18 protein-coding genes and 1 tRNA gene are annotated in these 14,871 nt (G+C 62.6%); 12 read left to right on the top strand and 7 right to left on the bottom strand.

Annotated elements, in window-relative coordinates; all coding sequences use genetic code 11:
* The first annotated feature begins 5 nt into the window (after nucleotides 1-5).
* The 3 genes from F6X62_RS04305 to F6X62_RS04295 all read left to right on the top strand — a co-directional run bounded on the left by F6X62_RS04305 (nucleotide 6) and on the right by F6X62_RS04295 (nucleotide 1,496).
* A tRNA-Val gene (locus F6X62_RS04305) sits at nucleotides 6-82 on the top strand.
* Nucleotides 83-235: 153 nt separating this feature from the next.
* Complete coding sequence (locus F6X62_RS04300; protein WP_153772785.1) at nucleotides 236-805, top strand: SPOR domain-containing protein; 570 nt, start codon at nucleotides 236-238, stop codon at nucleotides 803-805.
* A gap of 265 nt (nucleotides 806-1,070) precedes the next feature.
* Nucleotides 1,071-1,496, top strand: a complete 426-nt coding sequence (locus tag F6X62_RS04295; protein ID WP_063545318.1) for a hypothetical protein — start codon at nucleotides 1,071-1,073, stop codon at nucleotides 1,494-1,496.
* Between the two features lie 48 nt (nucleotides 1,497-1,544).
* On the opposite strand, the gene F6X62_RS04290 is transcribed toward F6X62_RS04295, so the two are convergent.
* Nucleotides 1,545-2,003: a MarR family winged helix-turn-helix transcriptional regulator gene (locus tag F6X62_RS04290; RefSeq protein ID WP_153772784.1), complete on the bottom strand. Its 459-nt coding sequence runs from the start codon at nucleotides 2,001-2,003 to the stop codon at nucleotides 1,545-1,547.
* A 105-nt stretch (nucleotides 2,004-2,108) separates the two neighbouring features.
* Here F6X62_RS04290 and F6X62_RS04285 point away from each other — a divergent pair, with 105 nt between their 5' ends.
* Nucleotides 2,109-3,092, top strand: coding sequence for an aldo/keto reductase (locus F6X62_RS04285; RefSeq protein WP_153772783.1), 984 nt, complete (start codon nucleotides 2,109-2,111; stop codon nucleotides 3,090-3,092).
* A 48-nt stretch (nucleotides 3,093-3,140) separates the two neighbouring features.
* Here F6X62_RS04285 and F6X62_RS04280 read toward each other — a convergent pair whose 3' ends face one another.
* From F6X62_RS04280 to F6X62_RS04270, 3 genes are all read right to left on the bottom strand, one after another.
* A complete protein-coding gene (locus F6X62_RS04280) occupies nucleotides 3,141-4,106 on the bottom strand; it encodes an endonuclease (protein WP_153772782.1) in 966 nt (321 codons plus the stop codon).
* A 51-nt stretch (nucleotides 4,107-4,157) separates the two neighbouring features.
* On the bottom strand, nucleotides 4,158-4,397 hold the full coding sequence (locus tag F6X62_RS04275) for a DUF1654 domain-containing protein (RefSeq protein WP_153772781.1): 240 nt from the start codon (nucleotides 4,395-4,397) through the stop codon (nucleotides 4,158-4,160).
* Nucleotides 4,398-4,537: 140 nt separating this feature from the next.
* Nucleotides 4,538-5,626, bottom strand: a complete 1,089-nt coding sequence (locus F6X62_RS04270; protein ID WP_054892061.1) for an asparaginase — start codon at nucleotides 5,624-5,626, stop codon at nucleotides 4,538-4,540.
* 399 nt (nucleotides 5,627-6,025) lie between these two features.
* Between F6X62_RS04270 and F6X62_RS04265 the strand changes: the two genes are divergently transcribed.
* The 7 genes from F6X62_RS04265 to F6X62_RS04235 all read left to right on the top strand — a co-directional run bounded on the left by F6X62_RS04265 (nucleotide 6,026) and on the right by F6X62_RS04235 (nucleotide 13,054).
* Nucleotides 6,026-6,979, top strand: a complete 954-nt coding sequence (locus tag F6X62_RS04265) for a sugar ABC transporter substrate-binding protein (protein ID WP_054892060.1) — start codon at nucleotides 6,026-6,028, stop codon at nucleotides 6,977-6,979.
* Nucleotides 6,980-7,073: 94 nt separating this feature from the next.
* Nucleotides 7,074-8,627, top strand: coding sequence for a sugar ABC transporter ATP-binding protein (locus tag F6X62_RS04260; protein WP_153772789.1), 1,554 nt, complete (start codon nucleotides 7,074-7,076; stop codon nucleotides 8,625-8,627).
* Nucleotides 8,624-9,619: an ABC transporter permease gene (locus tag F6X62_RS04255; protein ID WP_063545314.1), complete on the top strand. Its 996-nt coding sequence runs from the start codon at nucleotides 8,624-8,626 to the stop codon at nucleotides 9,617-9,619. The genes F6X62_RS04260 and F6X62_RS04255 overlap by 4 nt, the downstream gene beginning before the upstream one ends.
* A 3-nt stretch (nucleotides 9,620-9,622) precedes the next feature.
* Nucleotides 9,623-10,645 carry a LacI family DNA-binding transcriptional regulator gene (locus F6X62_RS04250; RefSeq protein WP_063545313.1) on the top strand — a complete coding sequence of 341 codons (1,023 nt, stop codon included), beginning with the start codon at nucleotides 9,623-9,625 and terminating at the stop codon, nucleotides 10,643-10,645.
* Nucleotides 10,646-10,654: 9 nt separating this feature from the next.
* On the top strand, nucleotides 10,655-11,563 hold the full coding sequence (gene rbsK / locus F6X62_RS04245; protein ID WP_153772780.1) for a ribokinase: 909 nt from the start codon (nucleotides 10,655-10,657) through the stop codon (nucleotides 11,561-11,563).
* Complete coding sequence (gene rbsD, locus F6X62_RS04240) at nucleotides 11,560-11,964, top strand: D-ribose pyranase (protein ID WP_054892055.1); 405 nt, start codon at nucleotides 11,560-11,562, stop codon at nucleotides 11,962-11,964. The genes rbsK and rbsD overlap by 4 nt, the downstream gene beginning before the upstream one ends.
* Before the next feature lie 124 nt (nucleotides 11,965-12,088).
* Nucleotides 12,089-13,054, top strand: coding sequence for a nucleoside hydrolase (locus F6X62_RS04235; protein WP_153772788.1), 966 nt, complete (start codon nucleotides 12,089-12,091; stop codon nucleotides 13,052-13,054).
* Here F6X62_RS04235 and F6X62_RS04230 read toward each other — a convergent pair.
* Entirely contained in the window at nucleotides 13,026-13,238 is a 213-nt protein-coding gene (locus tag F6X62_RS04230; RefSeq protein WP_054892054.1) for a hypothetical protein, read from the bottom strand. The genes F6X62_RS04235 and F6X62_RS04230 overlap by 29 nt on opposite strands.
* Before the next feature lie 291 nt (nucleotides 13,239-13,529).
* On the opposite strand from F6X62_RS04230, the gene F6X62_RS04225 reads away from it, so the two are divergent.
* On the top strand, nucleotides 13,530-13,853 hold the full coding sequence (locus F6X62_RS04225; protein WP_153772779.1) for an I78 family peptidase inhibitor: 324 nt from the start codon (nucleotides 13,530-13,532) through the stop codon (nucleotides 13,851-13,853).
* An 88-nt stretch (nucleotides 13,854-13,941) separates the two neighbouring features.
* Here the strand turns inward: F6X62_RS04225 and F6X62_RS04220 are convergent, their stop codons facing one another.
* Both F6X62_RS04220 and F6X62_RS04215 read right to left on the bottom strand, forming a co-directional pair.
* Nucleotides 13,942-14,154 (bottom strand): cold-shock protein, encoded by a 213-nt coding sequence (locus F6X62_RS04220; protein WP_012313861.1) that lies wholly within the window; start codon nucleotides 14,152-14,154, stop codon nucleotides 13,942-13,944.
* Nucleotides 14,155-14,317: 163 nt separating this feature from the next.
* Nucleotides 14,318-14,620 (bottom strand): hypothetical protein, encoded by a 303-nt coding sequence (locus F6X62_RS04215; RefSeq protein ID WP_054892052.1) that lies wholly within the window; start codon nucleotides 14,618-14,620, stop codon nucleotides 14,318-14,320.
* Between the last annotated feature and the right edge of the window lie 251 nt (nucleotides 14,621-14,871).

The raw sequence follows: 14,871 nt of genomic DNA, 5'->3' as shown, positions 1-14,871 counted from the left end.
TCGACAGGCACATAGCTCAGTTGGTTAGAGCACCACCTTGACATGGTGGGGGTCGTTGGTTCGAGTCCAATTGTGCCTACCAAATCGATGAGAGGGGCGATCCGCAAGGGTCGCCCCTTTTGTTTTGGCCTCAGGCAATGCCGGCTTGGCTGCGACACGCCCTGCGACAGCCTGGCCGTCGGCGCTCTGTATCCTCCATGCTAGAATCCGGTCCTTCAAATTAGGAGATAGGTGCGTGCGCAAACTGGCGGTGGTAATGGCGGTGCTGGCCCTGGCTGGCTGTGAGAACGAGGTCGAGGGCGTGCACAACCAGGTGGCCGAACACCTGCACAATCCCAAGACGGCCAAGTTCGCCAACGTGCGGATCGACACTCAGGGTTCGATCTGCGGTCAGGTCCGCGGCAAGGACGACGCCGGCCAGTACGAAGCCTATCGCAGCTATGTGGCGATCAAGCACGATGGCCAGTACGAGATCCTGGTCGACGATAGCGGCAACAATCTGCGCATCCGTGAGATCTGCGGCGGTGCCGAGCTGCAGCGCCGTGCCGATGCCCTGGCTGGCGAACCGGCGCCGGAAGGCTGGGATGTCGAAGTCGTGCAGGGGCCCAATATGGGCGCACTCACCGACATGACTGCGCGCCTGATCGAAAAAGGCATCCCTTCCTGGGTCGAATACCGCGACGGCAAGCCTGTCGTGCTGATGGGGCCTTTCCCCACCAAGGACGAGGCCGATGCGCGCAAGGCCGACGTCATGGCGCGCCTGGGCACGGATTCGATCGTCATTCAGCACGGCATCAAGCGCTGATACTCCCGCGCCCGGGCAGGGGCGTTGCATAGCCTCGGTCATAGCCCCCTGTATTGCGGCCTCTACTGCCAAGGAGGCCGATCACGCCCGCCTTACCATTCGATAGGCCTCGATACAGCGACAACGAACCGGCACCGATCTTGTACAAGCGCCATGGCTTTGAAGTCGAAGGACATTTACTGGACTATGCTTTGCGTGACGGCATCCTTGTCGATGCTGTTGCAATGGCGCGTGTGCGACGACGTACGGGGTGAAAGGAGGGGTCATGTCTAGCCTGGAACGAGCAATCGTGGTGGCGACCAGAGCCCACGAAGGGCAGATCGACAAAGGCGGCGCCGCATACATCCTGCATCCGCTGCGGGTGATGGAACGGGTCTCGACGCCCGAGCAGCGAATCGTCGCGGTGCTTCACGATGTGCTGGAGGATACGCCGCTGACCCTGTCCGACCTGGCCCGCGAGGGCTTCACTCTGAAAATCCTGGCGGCGCTGCTGGCGTTGAGTCGGCGTGAGGGTGAGCGCTACGAGGATTTCGTCGTGCGGCTGGGCAGTGATCCGCTGGCGCGCGAAGTGAAGCTGGCCGACCTCGCCGACAACAGTGACCTCTCGCGAATCGTATGTCCGGGGCCCGCCGATATCGCCCGGCTGAGCCGTTATCGAGAGGCCAGCGCCTATCTGCAGGCGCTGGCGTGATAGCGCACGCCCTTGGCGGGGGCGTCTGGTCACGATACGGGGCCGACTCTACAGGGAGTCAGCTGCTTCAGCCTCCGGGTCATTGAGCGTGGTCATGCACGCATCCATCAGTACATGCAGCGCGCTGATGCGCTCGAGCCCTAGCGTGTCCTGCAATGAGTCTTGGGCCGCCTGCCACGCCTGACTGCCTTCCTCGCGTTTTTCTATCCCGGCCTCGGTGATCTGCACCGCACGGCTGCGCGCGTCGCCGCCTGCCGAAATGGTCAGCCAGCCCTGGGCTACCAGTGGTTGCATGTTGCGCGTCAGGGTCGAAGGTTCCATCTGCATGGCCTTGGCCAACTCACCTGGACGCAACGGGCCGAGCCGCAGCACATGGGAAAGCAGGGCGTACTGGGTGTTCTTCAGGCCTATGGCAGCCAAGTGCTGGTCGTAGTGGCGGGTGACCATGCGCGTCAATTGGCGCAGTTTGAGGTTTGTGCAGCCGGAGGGCTTGATTGATGTGTTCATGTGAAATATTGTACCTGCAACATTTGTATATGCAAATGTTCTGTTGGCCGGGGGCGATCCACCCTGGCGCCTGTTGGAACGGTATTCATCGGCTCAGGAGCATCCATGCGCTACACACCCTTTGGCAAGACCGGATTACAACTGTCCCAGCTGGCATTGGGTACAGGCAACTTTGGCACCGCCTGGGGTCATGGCGCCGACCCCGATGCATGCAAGGCGATGTTTGACACCTATCTTGAGGCTGGCGGCAATCTCATCGATACGGCGGACATCTATCAGTTCGGTGAGTCTGAAACGCATCTGGGGCGCTTGCTGGCAGGGCGCCGCGATGAGGTGGTGCTGTCGACCAAGTTCACCCAGGGCGCCTCGCCCACTGCGGGCGTGCTGGCCACCGGCAATAGCCGCAAAGCCATGGTCACGTCTTTGGAGGCCAGTCTCAAGCGTTTGAACACGGACCGTGTCGATCTGTACTGGGCTCACTTCCCCGATCATGTGACCCCGACCGAAGAGCTGCTGCGTGGTCTGGAAGACCTCTCGCGATCAGGCAAGGTGCTGTATGTCGGCCTGTCCAATTTCCCTGCCTGGCGTGTGGCCCATGCGGCCACCTATGCCCAGCTTGCTCGCGCCGTGCCTATTGCTGCTGCACAGTTCGAACACAGCCTGGTGCGCCGCGAATGCGAGCTGGACCTGCTGCCGACCTGTCGAGCATTGGGGTTGGGCATGATGACTTTCTCGCCCTTGGGCGGCGGCATGCTGACCGGCAAGTACCGCCAGGGCGAGGCCGGGCGAGCTCAGGGCCTGGGCGGCAAGGTGTTCCAGGCAGAGAATTCGCCGCAGCGCAGCGCGATCCTCGATGCGCTGCTAGGTGTGGCGCAGGAGCATGGCGTACCGGCAGATCAGGTGGCGATCGCCTGGGCCGCCAGTCACGACACATTGCCGCTGATAGGGCCGCGCTCGCTGGCGCAGTTGCAATCGAACCTGGCGGCGCTTGAGGTGAAGCTCAGCAGCGAGCAGTTGCAGCGCCTGGATGACGTCAGCCAGCTCGTGTCGCTGCAGGTCGAGCGGACTGCTCGCATTCCGGTGGCATGACTGATCTTGCTTCCGGGGCGCCGTAAAGGCGCTCCCGGTTCATGAGGCTCAGCGGCAGTTGCCGGCCTTGCGGTAACCGGCCGCCCGGGCTTGCGACTCGGACTCGAAGCTCACCTGGTTCTTGGCCGACACCTGATTGTAGCCAGGGCAGCCGCTGGGCAGATGGTAGACGTGGCTGTTCTGGTTGCCGATGATCGTGCCCGTCATGCTGGCCTTGGCCAGGGTGGGCTGAGGTGTGGCCTTGATGGGTTTGTCGGCAACGCCACTGACCACACCGTCGCCGACGGTCTTGGAGCCGACTGTCCAGCGCCGCTCACCGCTCACGAACGGGTTGGCGTGCCCCATGATGCCGGCGATGCGACGGTCGCGCTCGCGCTCCCAGGCGGTGACCGGATACTGCTTGTCCCAGGCCATCAGTAGTTGTTGCTGCTGGCGAGACATGTTCAGGCCATAGCGATCGAACATATAGAAGGTGGTGCGGGCGACCAGGCCTTTGACTTCATCGCGCGGCTCAGCAGCGCGCTGGTTGAAATCGACGCGAGTCTTGCACTGGCCGTACTGCTGCCCCACACCCGAGGCCATGCCATAGTTGAAGTTGCTGCGATCGCCATTCACCTCGCCTACGGCCGGGTACAGGTTGAACAGGTCGGCTTCCATGGCACGGAATACCGGGTCGTCGTCGGCGCAGTGCTCGCGGCCACCGTTCTTCCAGCATTGACGTTGATGACCCAGGGTCCAGGCCGGCACGATGTGTTCCCACTCGGTGCGGTCGGCGCGGGTCTGTTGCTTTCGGGCTTGCAGGCCGCAGGAGGCGGGGTCGATGCGCCCGCCGGACTTGCCCACCCAGGTCCACTTGCAGCCGCAGTAGAGCTCACCCATGGCGCTGCTGGCCTGGTCGAGATAGATCTTCTGTTTGGCCACGACCTTGGCTTCGGCAAAGGTGGCGGGAGGGTTGGCGAGCGCTGGAGTGGCGACGGACAGGAGCAGGGCAACGGCAGACAGCAGTTTTTTCATGGGCGAGCGCAAATCATCTTTCGGTGGAAGAGGCGGGGCGGGGAGGAAGGATCAGTCTTCTTTGGGGACGGTCCAGAAGATCTGGATGCCGCCATCGTCACGGTGGGCGAGGGTGACGTTGTCGTTCTCGGCGATTTCTTCGAGCAGGGTTTCCCAGTCGTCGGGTGACTCGTGCTCCAGGCGGAAGATCAGCGCCGCGCGGCTGCGCTGGGCGGTGGGGCTGTTGATGATCTTCTGGATGCGTACGCCCAGTTGTTCATAACTGCTGAGCGCTGCGGCGGTGCTGGCCATGGAACTTTCCTTATTTTGCTGTATGTGCGTACAGTATTTCACTGTCAGTTTTTTCGCAACAGCATGTCAGGCAAAAAGCATCCAAAGGCTAATGCGGTTGTAGCAGGAGCGGCACAGGGCCGCTCCAACTCAAACCTGAATCAATATTCCCAGAAGATCCGCTGCAATTCTTTGCTGTCCTGGGTCTTGGTCATGGCGACCATTGCCAGGATCCGCGCCTTCTGCGGGTTCAGGTCATGGGCCACGACCCAGTCATTCTTGTCGTCCGGCTGTTCGGCGTTACGCAGCACGAAACCGCCCTGGTTGACGTGCGAGGAACGAATGATCTGCACGCCTTCCTTGCGCAGTTCCTGCAGTGCCGGGACTACGCGCGACGACACCGAGCCGTTGCCGGTGCCGGCATGGATGATCGCCTTGGCGCCACCCTGGGCCAGGGCCTTGTAAGCGGTATCGGTCACGTTGCCGTAGCCATAGGCGATGTCCACTTGGGGCAGGCTGCTGATCTGCTTGATGTCGAACTCGGAGTTGCTGGTGTGGCGCTTGGCCGGCAGGCGGAACCAGTACGATTTGCCTTCCACGACCATGCCCATCGGACCCCAGGCGCTCTTGAACGCCTCGGTCTTGATGTTGACCGACTTGCTGACGTCACGACCGGACTGGATCTCGTCGTTCATGGTCACCAGTACGCCCTTGCCACGTGACTGCTTGTCGCCAGCCACGGCCACGGCGTTGTACAGGTTGAGCATGCCGTCGGCAGACATCGCGGTGCCCGGACGCATCGAGCCGACGACCACGATCGGCTTGTCGGTCTTCTCGACCAGATTGAGGAAGTAGGCTGTCTCTTCCAGGGTGTCGGTGCCGTGGGTGATGACGATACCGTCGACATCCTTGCTGTCGGCCAGCTCTGCGACACGTTTGGCCAGCTTGAGCAGGTCGTCGTTGCTGATGCTTTCGGAGGCGATCTGCATCACCTGTTCGCCACGTACATTGGCGATGTCGGCCAGTTCCGGCACGCCGGCAATCAGCTTGTCGATGCCCAACTTGGCAGCTTGGTAGGTCGCGCTGTTGGCAGCGCTGGCGCCGGCCCCGGCAATGGTGCCGCCAGTGGCGAGGATGACCACATTGGCGAGCTTCTGCTGTTGTTCTGCTTCCTTGGCGGAAACGGTCATTGGCAGTGCAAGCAGCAGGGCGAGTGCGCCCGGTGCAAAGGTTTTCAGTGCGGTGTTCATTATTTTTTCTTCTCTCTTCCAAATGAGATGTTTATTCGCACAGGGTTATAGGCAGGTTCCGTACCAAGGGGGCGGCAGTGGTGAGGCGCAGGGAGAATTGAGTCGGATTTTTCACGGCCAAACCCGCTCCCAGCAGTGTGTGGAGCACTCAACGACGGCGCTGCCATGTTAGGCACGGGTTTTCCCGCGAGGCGGGTTGCAGAGGGTTTTGCTATTCGGAAATCCGAACAATCTCTACAGTAGCTATTCGGTTTTCCGACTATTTGCCGGATAATCTCCGAGCAGTACGACGGGAGCTGGAACCCCGGAAAGTCATTTGACAAAACCTGTTCCTGTTCCCATAGTAAGGCAGCGCAAACGTTTGCGGTCCGATAAAAACCACAAGATTCGGAGTTATCCATGAAGCTGCCGTTCCCAGGTCGTCTGCTGGCTATTGCCATTCTCTCCTCCCTGTCTCTCGCCATCCCGCTGTCCCAGGCCCATGCCGAGGACAAGCCCAAGGTTGCGCTGGTCATGAAGTCGCTGGCTAACGAGTTCTTCCGCACCATGGAGGATGGCGCCAAGGCCTACCAGAAAGAACACCCCAACGATTTTGAACTTGTCGCCAACGGCATCAAGGACGAAACCGACACCGGCAACCAGATCCGTATCGTCGAGCAGATGATCGCCACCGGCGCCAAGGCCCTGGTCATCGCTCCGGCCGACTCCAAGGCTTTGGTGCCCGTGATCAAGAAGGCCATGGACGCGGGCATCACCGTGGTCAACATCGACAACCGCCTCGACCCCGAAGTGCTCAAGAGCAAAGGTATCAGCGTGCCGTTCGTTGGCCCCGACAACCGCAAGGGCGCGCGTCTGGTTGGCGATTACCTGGTGAAAGAGAAGCTCAAGGCCGGCGATCAGGTTGGCATCATCGAAGGTGTGCCGACCACCACCAACGCCCAGCAGCGCACCGCGGGCTTCAAGGATGCGATGGAGGCTGCCCAGATGAAGATCGTTTCGGTGCAGTCTGGCAACTGGGAGATCGACAAGGGCAACGCCGTTGCTGCCTCGATGCTCAACGAATACCCCGATCTCAAGGCGCTGCTGGCGGGTAACGACAGCATGGCCCTGGGCGCGGTCTCGGCTGTGCGTGCTGCCGGCAAGACCGGCCAGGTACAGGTGGTCGGCTACGACAACATCAACGCCATCAAGCCGATGCTCAAGGACGGCCGTGTGCTCGCCACGCTCGACCAGGCAGCCAGCCAGCAGGCCGTGTTCGGTATCCAGGCGGCGCTGAAGATGGTCAAGGGCGAGAAGCCTGATGTCGATGCCGACAATGTCATCCAGACACCGGTAGAACTGATCACCAAGTGATGCTGGCAGTGCGCTGAGTCCGATGCAGCGGTGGTTCGCCGCTCCCGCAGAGTCAGCGCCAGTTCAAGCAGTTGCAGCGCGTTCCATGAGAGAGGTGGCCATGTCGGCCCATGAATCCGTGCTCAGTGTCACCGGCCTGGGCAAGACGTACGCCCAGCCCGTGCTCGGCGATGTCACGCTAGACCTGCGCGGTGGCGAGGTGCTCGCCCTGACTGGCGAGAATGGCGCCGGCAAGAGCACCTTGTCCAAGCTCATCAGTGGCCTGGAAACCCCCACCACCGGGCAGATGACCTACCGCGGCCAGCCTTATAGCCCCGCGAGTCGCAGCGAGGCTGAGCGCCTCGGAGTGCGCATGGTGATGCAGGAGCTCAACCTGCTGCCCACGCTCACCGTTGCCGAGAACCTGTTCCTCGACAACCTGCCCAGCCGCGCTGGCTGGATCAGCCAGAAGCGCCTGCGCCAGTTGGCCACCGCGGCCATGGCCCAGGTCGGGCTGGACGCCATCGATCCGGACACCCCGGTCGGCGAGCTGGGCATTGGCCATCAGCAGATGGTCGAGATCGCCCGCAACCTGATCGGCGACTGCCACGTGCTGATCTTCGACGAGCCCACTGCGATGCTTACTGCGCGCGAAGTGGAGCTGTTGTTCACGCAGATCGAACGTCTGCGCCAGCGCGGCGTGGCCATCGTCTATATCTCGCACCGGCTCGAAGAGCTGCAGCGTGTCTCGCAGCGCATCGCCGTGCTGCGCGACGGCAAGCTGGTGTGCGCCGAGCCGATTGCTCGCTACAGCAGCAACGAATTGGTCAACCTGATGGTCGGCCGCGAAGTCGGCGAGCACATCGACCTTGGCCGCCGCGAAATCGGTGCGCCGTTGCTCAAGGTCGAACACATGACCCGTGGCGACAAGGTGCGCGATGTGTCGTTCGAGGTCAGGGCAGGGGAGATCTTCGGTATCTCCGGGCTGATCGGTGCCGGGCGTACCGAGCTGTTGCGGCTGATCTACGGTGCCGATCGCGCCGACAGTGGCAGCATCCAGCTCGGACGCCCGCTGCAGCCGGTGGTCATCGACTCGCCCAAAGCCGCTGTGCGCGCCGGTATCGCGCTGATCACCGAGGACCGCAAGGGCGAAGGCCTGCTGCTGCCGCATTCGATCAGCGCCAATGTCGCCCTGGGCAACCTGGGTGCGGTATCGCGGGCCGGGATCCTCGACGCCACTGCCGAGCGTGAGCTTGCCGAGCGGCAGATCAGCGCCATGCGTATCCGTAGCGCGAGCCCCGCCCAGGCGGTCGGCGAGCTGTCTGGTGGCAATCAGCAGAAGGTGGTGATCGGTCGCTGGTTGGAGCGCGACTGCCAGGTGCTGATGTTCGATGAACCCACCCGCGGCATCGACGTCGGCGCCAAGTTCGACATCTATGGGTTGCTGGCCGAGCTTGCCCGCCAGGGCAAGGCCCTGGTGGTGGTGTCCAGTGACCTGCGCGAGCTGATGCTGATCTGCGACCGCATCGCCGTGCTTTCTGCTGGCCAACTGATCGAGACCTTCGACCGTGATGGCTGGAGCCAGGACCAGATCCTTGCCGCCGCCTTCGCCGGTTATCAGAAACGTGACGCACTGCTGCACGACGCAGCTCCCAGGATGGATGTATGAAGACCCCCTCCCTCGACTCCGCCGGCAGCACGCCGGCCCGCCGCAGCGGCACCTATTTCGGCCTGGGTACCTACCTGGGGCTGGCCGGCGCCTTGCTGGCGATGATCGTGCTGTTCTCGTTCCTGAGCAGCCACTTCCTCTCGTACGCCACCTTCAGCACCCTGGCCAACCAGATTCCCGACCTCATGGTGTTGGCCGTCGGTATGACCTTCGTGCTGATCATCGGTGGTATCGACCTGTCGGTCGGTTCGGTACTTGCCCTGGCCGCCTCGACCGTCAGCGTCGCCATCCTCGGCTGGGGCTGGAGTGTGCTGCCTGCCGCGCTCCTGGGCATGGCCATCGCCGCCCTGGCCGGTAGCATCACCGGTGCGGTCACCGTGGCCTGGCGCATTCCGTCGTTCATCGTCTCGCTCGGCGTGCTGGAAATGGCCCGCGGCCTGGCCTACCAGTTCACCGATTCACGCACCGCCTATATCGGCGACGCATTCTCCTGGTTCTCCAACCCGATCGCCTTCGGGATCTCCCCGGCATTCATCATCGCCTTGCTGGTGATCGTGCTCGCCCAGCTGGTGCTGACCCGCACCGTATTCGGTCGTTACCTGATCGGCATCGGCACCAATGAAGAGGCCGTGCGCCTGGCAGGCATCGACCCGCGTCCGTACAAGATCGGCGTGTTTGCTCTGATGGGGTTGCTGGCCGGTCTTGCCGCGCTGTTCCAGATTTCCCGCCTTGAGGCTGCTGACCCGAATGCGGGCTCGGGCCTTGAGCTGCAGGTGATTGCCGCCGTGGTGATCGGCGGCACCAGCCTGATGGGCGGGCGAGGCTCGATCATCAGCACGTTCTTCGGTGTGCTGATCATTTCCGTACTGGCTGCGGGCTTGGCGCAGATCGGCGCTTCCGAGCCAACCAAGCGCATCATCACTGGCGCTGTGATCGTCATCGCCGTGGTCCTCGATACCTATCGCAGCCGACGTGCGACCCGGCGGAACTGACCCATGGCAACCATCAAAGACGTCGCGGCACTGGCGGGTATTTCCTACACCACTGTGTCCCATGTATTGAACAAGACCCGTCCGGTCAGCGAGCACGTGCGGCTGAAGGTCGAGGCCGCCATCGCCGAACTGGACTATGTTCCAAGCGCCGTGGCCCGCTCGCTCAAGGCGCGCAGCACCGCGACCATCGGCTTGCTGGTGCCCAGCAGCGTCAACCCGTACTTCGCCGAGCTGGCGCGCGGTATCGAGGACGGCTGCGAGCGCAACGGTTATTGCGTGATCCTGTGCAATTCGGACGATGATCCGAAGAAGCAGCGCAGCTACCTGAGGGTGCTGCTGGAAAAACGCATCGATGGCCTGATCGTCGCCTCGGTGGGCGAAGACCGTGACCTGCTCGAAAGCCTGGCTGCCGTGCGCACGCCAATGGTCATCGTCGACCGAGCCCTCGAAGGTGTCGATGCCGACCTTGTGCGTATCGATCACGAGCTGGGGGCCTATCTGGCTACGCGCCACCTGCTTGAGCTCGGCCATACCGACATTGCCTGCATCGGGGGGCCGGCCGAGACTGGCGTCAGCCAACTACGTGTTACCGGTTTTCGTCGCGCCATGGCCGAGGCCGGGCTGGACGTGGCCGCGGATCGCGTGCTGCATAGCGACTTTACCAGCCCTGGTGGGCACGCAGCGGCTGCGCAGTTGCTCGAAGACAGGCCGCCGACGGCGATCTTTGCGGGCAACGACATGATCGGCTTCGGTGTGTTGCGTGCTGCGGCCGAGCGCAATATCGACGTCCCTGGCCAGCTATCGGTAATCGGTTTCGATGACATCGAGCTGAGCCGCTATGTGTATCCGCCGCTGACCACTGTCGGCCAGTCGATCCGCGAGCTGGGCGACAGCGCTGCGCAGTTGCTGCTGTCGCGCATCGCCACACCGCGCCGCGATACGGCGCAGCAACGTATCGTCGCGCCGCGTATCGTGCTGCGCGAATCCACCGGGCCGCGCCCGGACCTGTTCAATGATTACCGCTAAGGAAGACCCATGCATGCCAAGGTCGTAGTGGTCGGCAGCCTCAACATGGACCTGGTGGCCCGTGCCGAGCGTCTGCCGCGTGGCGGCGAAACCCTCGCCGGCGACAGTTTTTTCACCGTGCCCGGCGGCAAGGGTGCCAACCAGGCCGTCGCTGCCGCGCGCCTGGGGGCGAGCGTGGCCATGGTCGGCAATGTCGGCGATGACGCCTATGGCCAGCAGTTGCGCCAGGCCCTGGAGAGCGAAAATATCGATTGCCAGGCGGTGGGCGTCTGCGCGGGCGTGTCCAGTGGCGTGGCGTTGATCGTGGTGGATGCCGCCAGCCAGAACGCCATCGTCATCATCCCGGGCGGCAATGGCCTGTTGACCCCCGAGTCGGTGCAGCGCTTCGATGCGTTGCTGCAGAACGCCGAGGTGATCATCTGCCAGCTCGAGGTGCCACCTGCCACCGTGGCGTGGACTCTGGCTCGCGGTCGCGAGCTGGGCAAGACGGTCATTCTCAACCCGGCCCCAGCGACGGACCCGCTGCCCAGAGCGTGGTTCGCCCATATCGACTACCTCATCCCCAACGAGAGCGAGGCCGAGGCCTTGACCGGCCTGCCGGTGAACGATATCGACAGTGCTCGCTGTGCCGCCGAGCGCCTGCGCGAATGGGGCGCGGGCAAGGTGATCGTCACCCTGGGCGCTGAAGGTGCATTGTTCGTCAGCGAGCATGGCAGCCGTCATTTCCCGGCGACCAAGGTCAAGCCGCTGGACACCACGGCGGCAGGCGACACCTTCGTTGGTGGCTTCGCGGCGGGGCTTGCCTGTGGGCTGGAGGAGGGTGAGGCGATCGTGCGGGGGCAGCGTGCTGCAGCCATCTCGGTCACCCGTGCAGGGGCGCAGCCATCCATTCCCTTCCTCAAGGAGTTGGCGCCATGAAGAAGACCGCGCTGCTCAATATCGCCCTGTCGCGCACCATTGCCGGCTTGGGCCATGGCGACATCCTGGTGATCGGCGATGCCGGCCTGCCGGTGCCGCCAGGGGTGGAATTGATCGACCTGGCATTGACGCCGGGCATTCCGGATTTTGCCAGCGTGTTGCGCGTGGTGCTCAGCGAGATGCAGGTGGAGCGGCACGTGTTGGCCGACGAGATTTTCAGCGCCGCACCGCCCGGGCTGGTGGAGGTCGAGGAGCAGCATGCGCTGGGCTTGCTCGGTGAGCGTGAGCGCATGCCTCACGAGGCGTTCAAGGCCTTGAGCCAGCGGGCGCGGGCGGTGATCCGCACCGGGGAGTGCAAGCCCTACAGCAATATCGCGTTGATCGCGGGCGTCACGTTCTAGGTAGAGGGCGCCTTTACCGGCCCGCCCACCCGAAACAGACCAAACAACAAAAGCAAAGGAGTGAAGCGGGATGTTGATCAACAAAGCCAAACGTTTGCTACAAGGAGTCGTGCTCATGTCGACGATGGCCGCCGCCAGTGCATTCGCCGCCCCGCGGGACCTGATCATCGACACTGACCCCGGCGCCGACGATGTCGTGGCCTTGTTTCTGGCCATGGCCTCGCCCGAGGAGTTGAAGATCCGCGCCATCACCACCGTCGCCGGCAATGTGCGCCTCGACAAGACCTCCCGCAACGCACGCCTGGCACGCGAATGGGCCGGCCGTGAAGACATTCCAGTCTACGCCGGGGCAGGGCGCCCCCTGGTGCGCACGCCGATCTACGCCGCCGATGTCCATGGCGAGGAAGGCTTGACGGGTGTCGCGGTGCATGAGCCCAAGCAGCCTCTGGCCAAAGGCAATGCCGTGCAGTACCTGGTCGACACCCTCGATGCCGCCGAGCCCCACAGCATTACCATCGCCATGCTCGGCCCGCAGACCAACCTCGCTCTGGCGCTGATCCAGAAGCCGGAAATCGTCAAGGGCATCAAGGAAGTGGTGATCATGGGTGGCGCCCACTTCAATGGCGGCAACATCACCCCGGTGGCCGAGTTCAACCTCTACGCCGATCCGCATGCTGCCGAAGTGGTGTTGGCCAGTGGCGTCAAGCTGACTTACCTGCCGCTGGACGTGACCCACAAGATCATCACCAGCGACGCTCGCCTCAAGCAGCTCGCCGCTGTCGGCAACGACGCCAGCAAGAAGGTGGTGGACATTCTCAACGCCTACATCAAGTACGACATGGACAAGTACGGCATGAGCGGTGGCCCGGTGCACGACGCCACGGTCATCGCCTACCTGCTCAAGCCAGAGCTGTTCAGTGGCAAGCAGATCCACATGACGGTCGACAGCCGCGAAGGCCCGACCTTCGCCCAGACTGTCGCCGACTGGTACGGCGTGCTCAAGCAGCCGGCCAACGTGATGTGGATCGAGAACGGCGATGCCCAGGGCTTCTTCGACCTGCTCAGCGCTCGCCTGGCTCGATTGAAATAACGGCGTGCGGCGCGTAGCGCTCGAACACTTGTTCGATGAAGCTGCGCGCTGCTTCACTGCCCCGATCACGGACCAGCAGGTCGATGGCGATCAGCAGTAATTCTTCCGGAGTGCCCGGGCTGTAGGCGCTCTGGCCCTCGGCCCATTTGACCTTGATGTCGGCGTCTATGCTGTGGGTGTTCATGGGGGTACTCGCGACTGTGCCTGGTGCCTGGGGTCGAACACCGGCTCCTGGCGTTCGCGGGGGAGGCGAGACGCACTCCACGTCTGCCAAGTAAATCATGCCTTTGCCGCCGTTGCGCTGCGACTTAAGCATAAGCAGGCCGCCCGCCCTAACCAATCGCCACGATGCAAAATCCGGTCACGATTGCTTTTGGCCTGATCGGGCGAGATCAGGCAGACTTGAGCGGTTTTGCAACAAACTGTGAGCGGAGCGGTCGCATATGACAGTTCCCGAGATCGATTAGGAGGATTCATGTTTCGTACCCGCGCTTCCCTGGCGACCTTGCTGATGGCTGCCGTTCTGGCTGGTTGCAGCACCGGTGGCTCGTCTGATGGCGGCAGCGCCGCGCCGGCGGCCCCTGCTGGTGGCGATGGCCGTTGCAGCGCCGGTGGTGCCGATTTCGCTGTCGGCAAGCAGGGCACGCCCGAGCTGCTCGAGCAGGCCCGCAAGGCAACTGGCGCGCAGACCGCTCGCATCCTCAAGCCCCATGATGTCGTCACCCTGGAATACCGTTCCGATCGTTTGAACCTGAACGTCGACGAGCAGGGCAAGGTCATCCGCGCCAACTGCGGCTGATCGCCCGAGGGAGATGGTTGTCCGGATAAATCCGAATCCATAAAAAAACCCGCCGGTGAAGGCGGGTTTTTTTACTGCGGTATCCGAATTACTCCGGACGAACCTGAGCAGCCTGCATGCCCTTCTGGCCTTTTTCGGCAACGAAGGAAACAGTCTGGCCTTCTTTCAGGCTCTTGAAGCCGTCGGATTCGATGGCCTTGAAGTGTACGAACAGGTCGTCGCCGCCGCCTGCTGGGGTGATGAAGCCGTAGCCTTTCTCATCATTGAACCATTTGACGGTGCCTTGTTGGCGATTGGACATGAGGTGAATCTCCAGAACATTTAGTTTTTCAGTGGTGCAATGCGGCCGAGGCTACGGAGCACCGGCAACATCATAGTCTAATTCTGCTTATGTAGCGCTGTTTACCTTAGCCGGATACTGATCTGGCGCAAACAATGCGCGATCGGTGCGGCTCGGCGGGTCATCATTTAGGCTTGCAGGCGGCCTGTACCACGCTCTGGGCTTTCGCCATCAACTTGGCGTCGACGCCGTCCGTGCTGTCGAGGTCCTGGATCTCCTTATCGGTGAAATTCTTTTTGATGGCTTGGGCGCCGCAATCGCAGTGCTTCTTCGCCGTTGCCGCGTCCACGCCCTGGCCGGTCGCGACTTGCTGGCACTGGGTCATGTAGGCTGCCTCCTTGCCGGCGGGGAAGTTACCTGCGGTGGCGGCCAGTGGCAGCAGCAGGACGCTCGCGGCACACGCGGCCAGAAGAGACTGAACTCGCATAACCAGACACTCCTTGGGTTAGGTCTCATCAAGAGTAGGATGCTTCAGAGGGTCTGATAGGAATTTTTCCGTACAAGTTCACCGCTCCGGCGTAAATTCCAAATATTTCTGCGTCACGCGCAGGCCGCGTGCTAGCATGGTCGGCTTGCAGCTGTTCACGTCCAGCGCGCAAGTTTTCTTTCCAGTCACTCTGGTTCGCCCCTGACAGGCCGAAAGGCTTCTGCCGCTGTGAGGCAGGCTTTCCTCCGGGA

Origin of the sequence: Pseudomonas sp. MNR3A (genome assembly GCF_009650575.1) — a bacterium.
Taxonomy (GTDB): domain Bacteria; phylum Pseudomonadota; class Gammaproteobacteria; order Pseudomonadales; family Pseudomonadaceae; genus Aquipseudomonas; species Aquipseudomonas machongensis.
This window is presented reverse-complemented; position numbering and strand designations above follow the sequence as displayed.

Bases quoted from the DNA above. Each gene is read 5' to 3' on its own strand.
- F6X62_RS04295 (WP_063545318.1), top strand. From the start codon at position 1,071: ATGTCTAGCCTGGAACGAGCAATCGTGGTGGCGACCAGAGCCCACGAA.
- F6X62_RS04290 (WP_153772784.1), bottom strand. From the start codon at position 2,003: ATGAACACATCAATCAAGCCCTCCGGCTGCACAAACCTCAAACTGCGC.
- F6X62_RS04285 (WP_153772783.1), top strand. From the start codon at position 2,109: ATGCGCTACACACCCTTTGGCAAGACCGGATTACAACTGTCCCAGCTG.
- F6X62_RS04280 (WP_153772782.1), bottom strand. From the start codon at position 4,106: ATGAAAAAACTGCTGTCTGCCGTTGCCCTGCTCCTGTCCGTCGCCACT.
- F6X62_RS04275 (WP_153772781.1), bottom strand. From the start codon at position 4,397: ATGGCCAGCACCGCCGCAGCGCTCAGCAGTTATGAACAACTGGGCGTA.
- F6X62_RS04270 (WP_054892061.1), bottom strand. From the start codon at position 5,626: ATGAACACCGCACTGAAAACCTTTGCACCGGGCGCACTCGCCCTGCTG.
- F6X62_RS04265 (WP_054892060.1), top strand. From the start codon at position 6,026: ATGAAGCTGCCGTTCCCAGGTCGTCTGCTGGCTATTGCCATTCTCTCC.
- F6X62_RS04255 (WP_063545314.1), top strand. From the start codon at position 8,624: ATGAAGACCCCCTCCCTCGACTCCGCCGGCAGCACGCCGGCCCGCCGC.
- F6X62_RS04250 (WP_063545313.1), top strand. From the start codon at position 9,623: ATGGCAACCATCAAAGACGTCGCGGCACTGGCGGGTATTTCCTACACC.
- rbsK (WP_153772780.1), top strand. From the start codon at position 10,655: ATGCATGCCAAGGTCGTAGTGGTCGGCAGCCTCAACATGGACCTGGTG.
- rbsD (WP_054892055.1), top strand. From the start codon at position 11,560: ATGAAGAAGACCGCGCTGCTCAATATCGCCCTGTCGCGCACCATTGCC.
- F6X62_RS04235 (WP_153772788.1), top strand. From the start codon at position 12,089: ATGGCCGCCGCCAGTGCATTCGCCGCCCCGCGGGACCTGATCATCGAC.
- F6X62_RS04230 (WP_054892054.1), bottom strand. From the start codon at position 13,238: ATGAACACCCACAGCATAGACGCCGACATCAAGGTCAAATGGGCCGAG.
- F6X62_RS04225 (WP_153772779.1), top strand. From the start codon at position 13,530: ATGTTTCGTACCCGCGCTTCCCTGGCGACCTTGCTGATGGCTGCCGTT.
- F6X62_RS04220 (WP_012313861.1), bottom strand. From the start codon at position 14,154: ATGTCCAATCGCCAACAAGGCACCGTCAAATGGTTCAATGATGAGAAA.
- F6X62_RS04215 (WP_054892052.1), bottom strand. From the start codon at position 14,620: ATGCGAGTTCAGTCTCTTCTGGCCGCGTGTGCCGCGAGCGTCCTGCTG.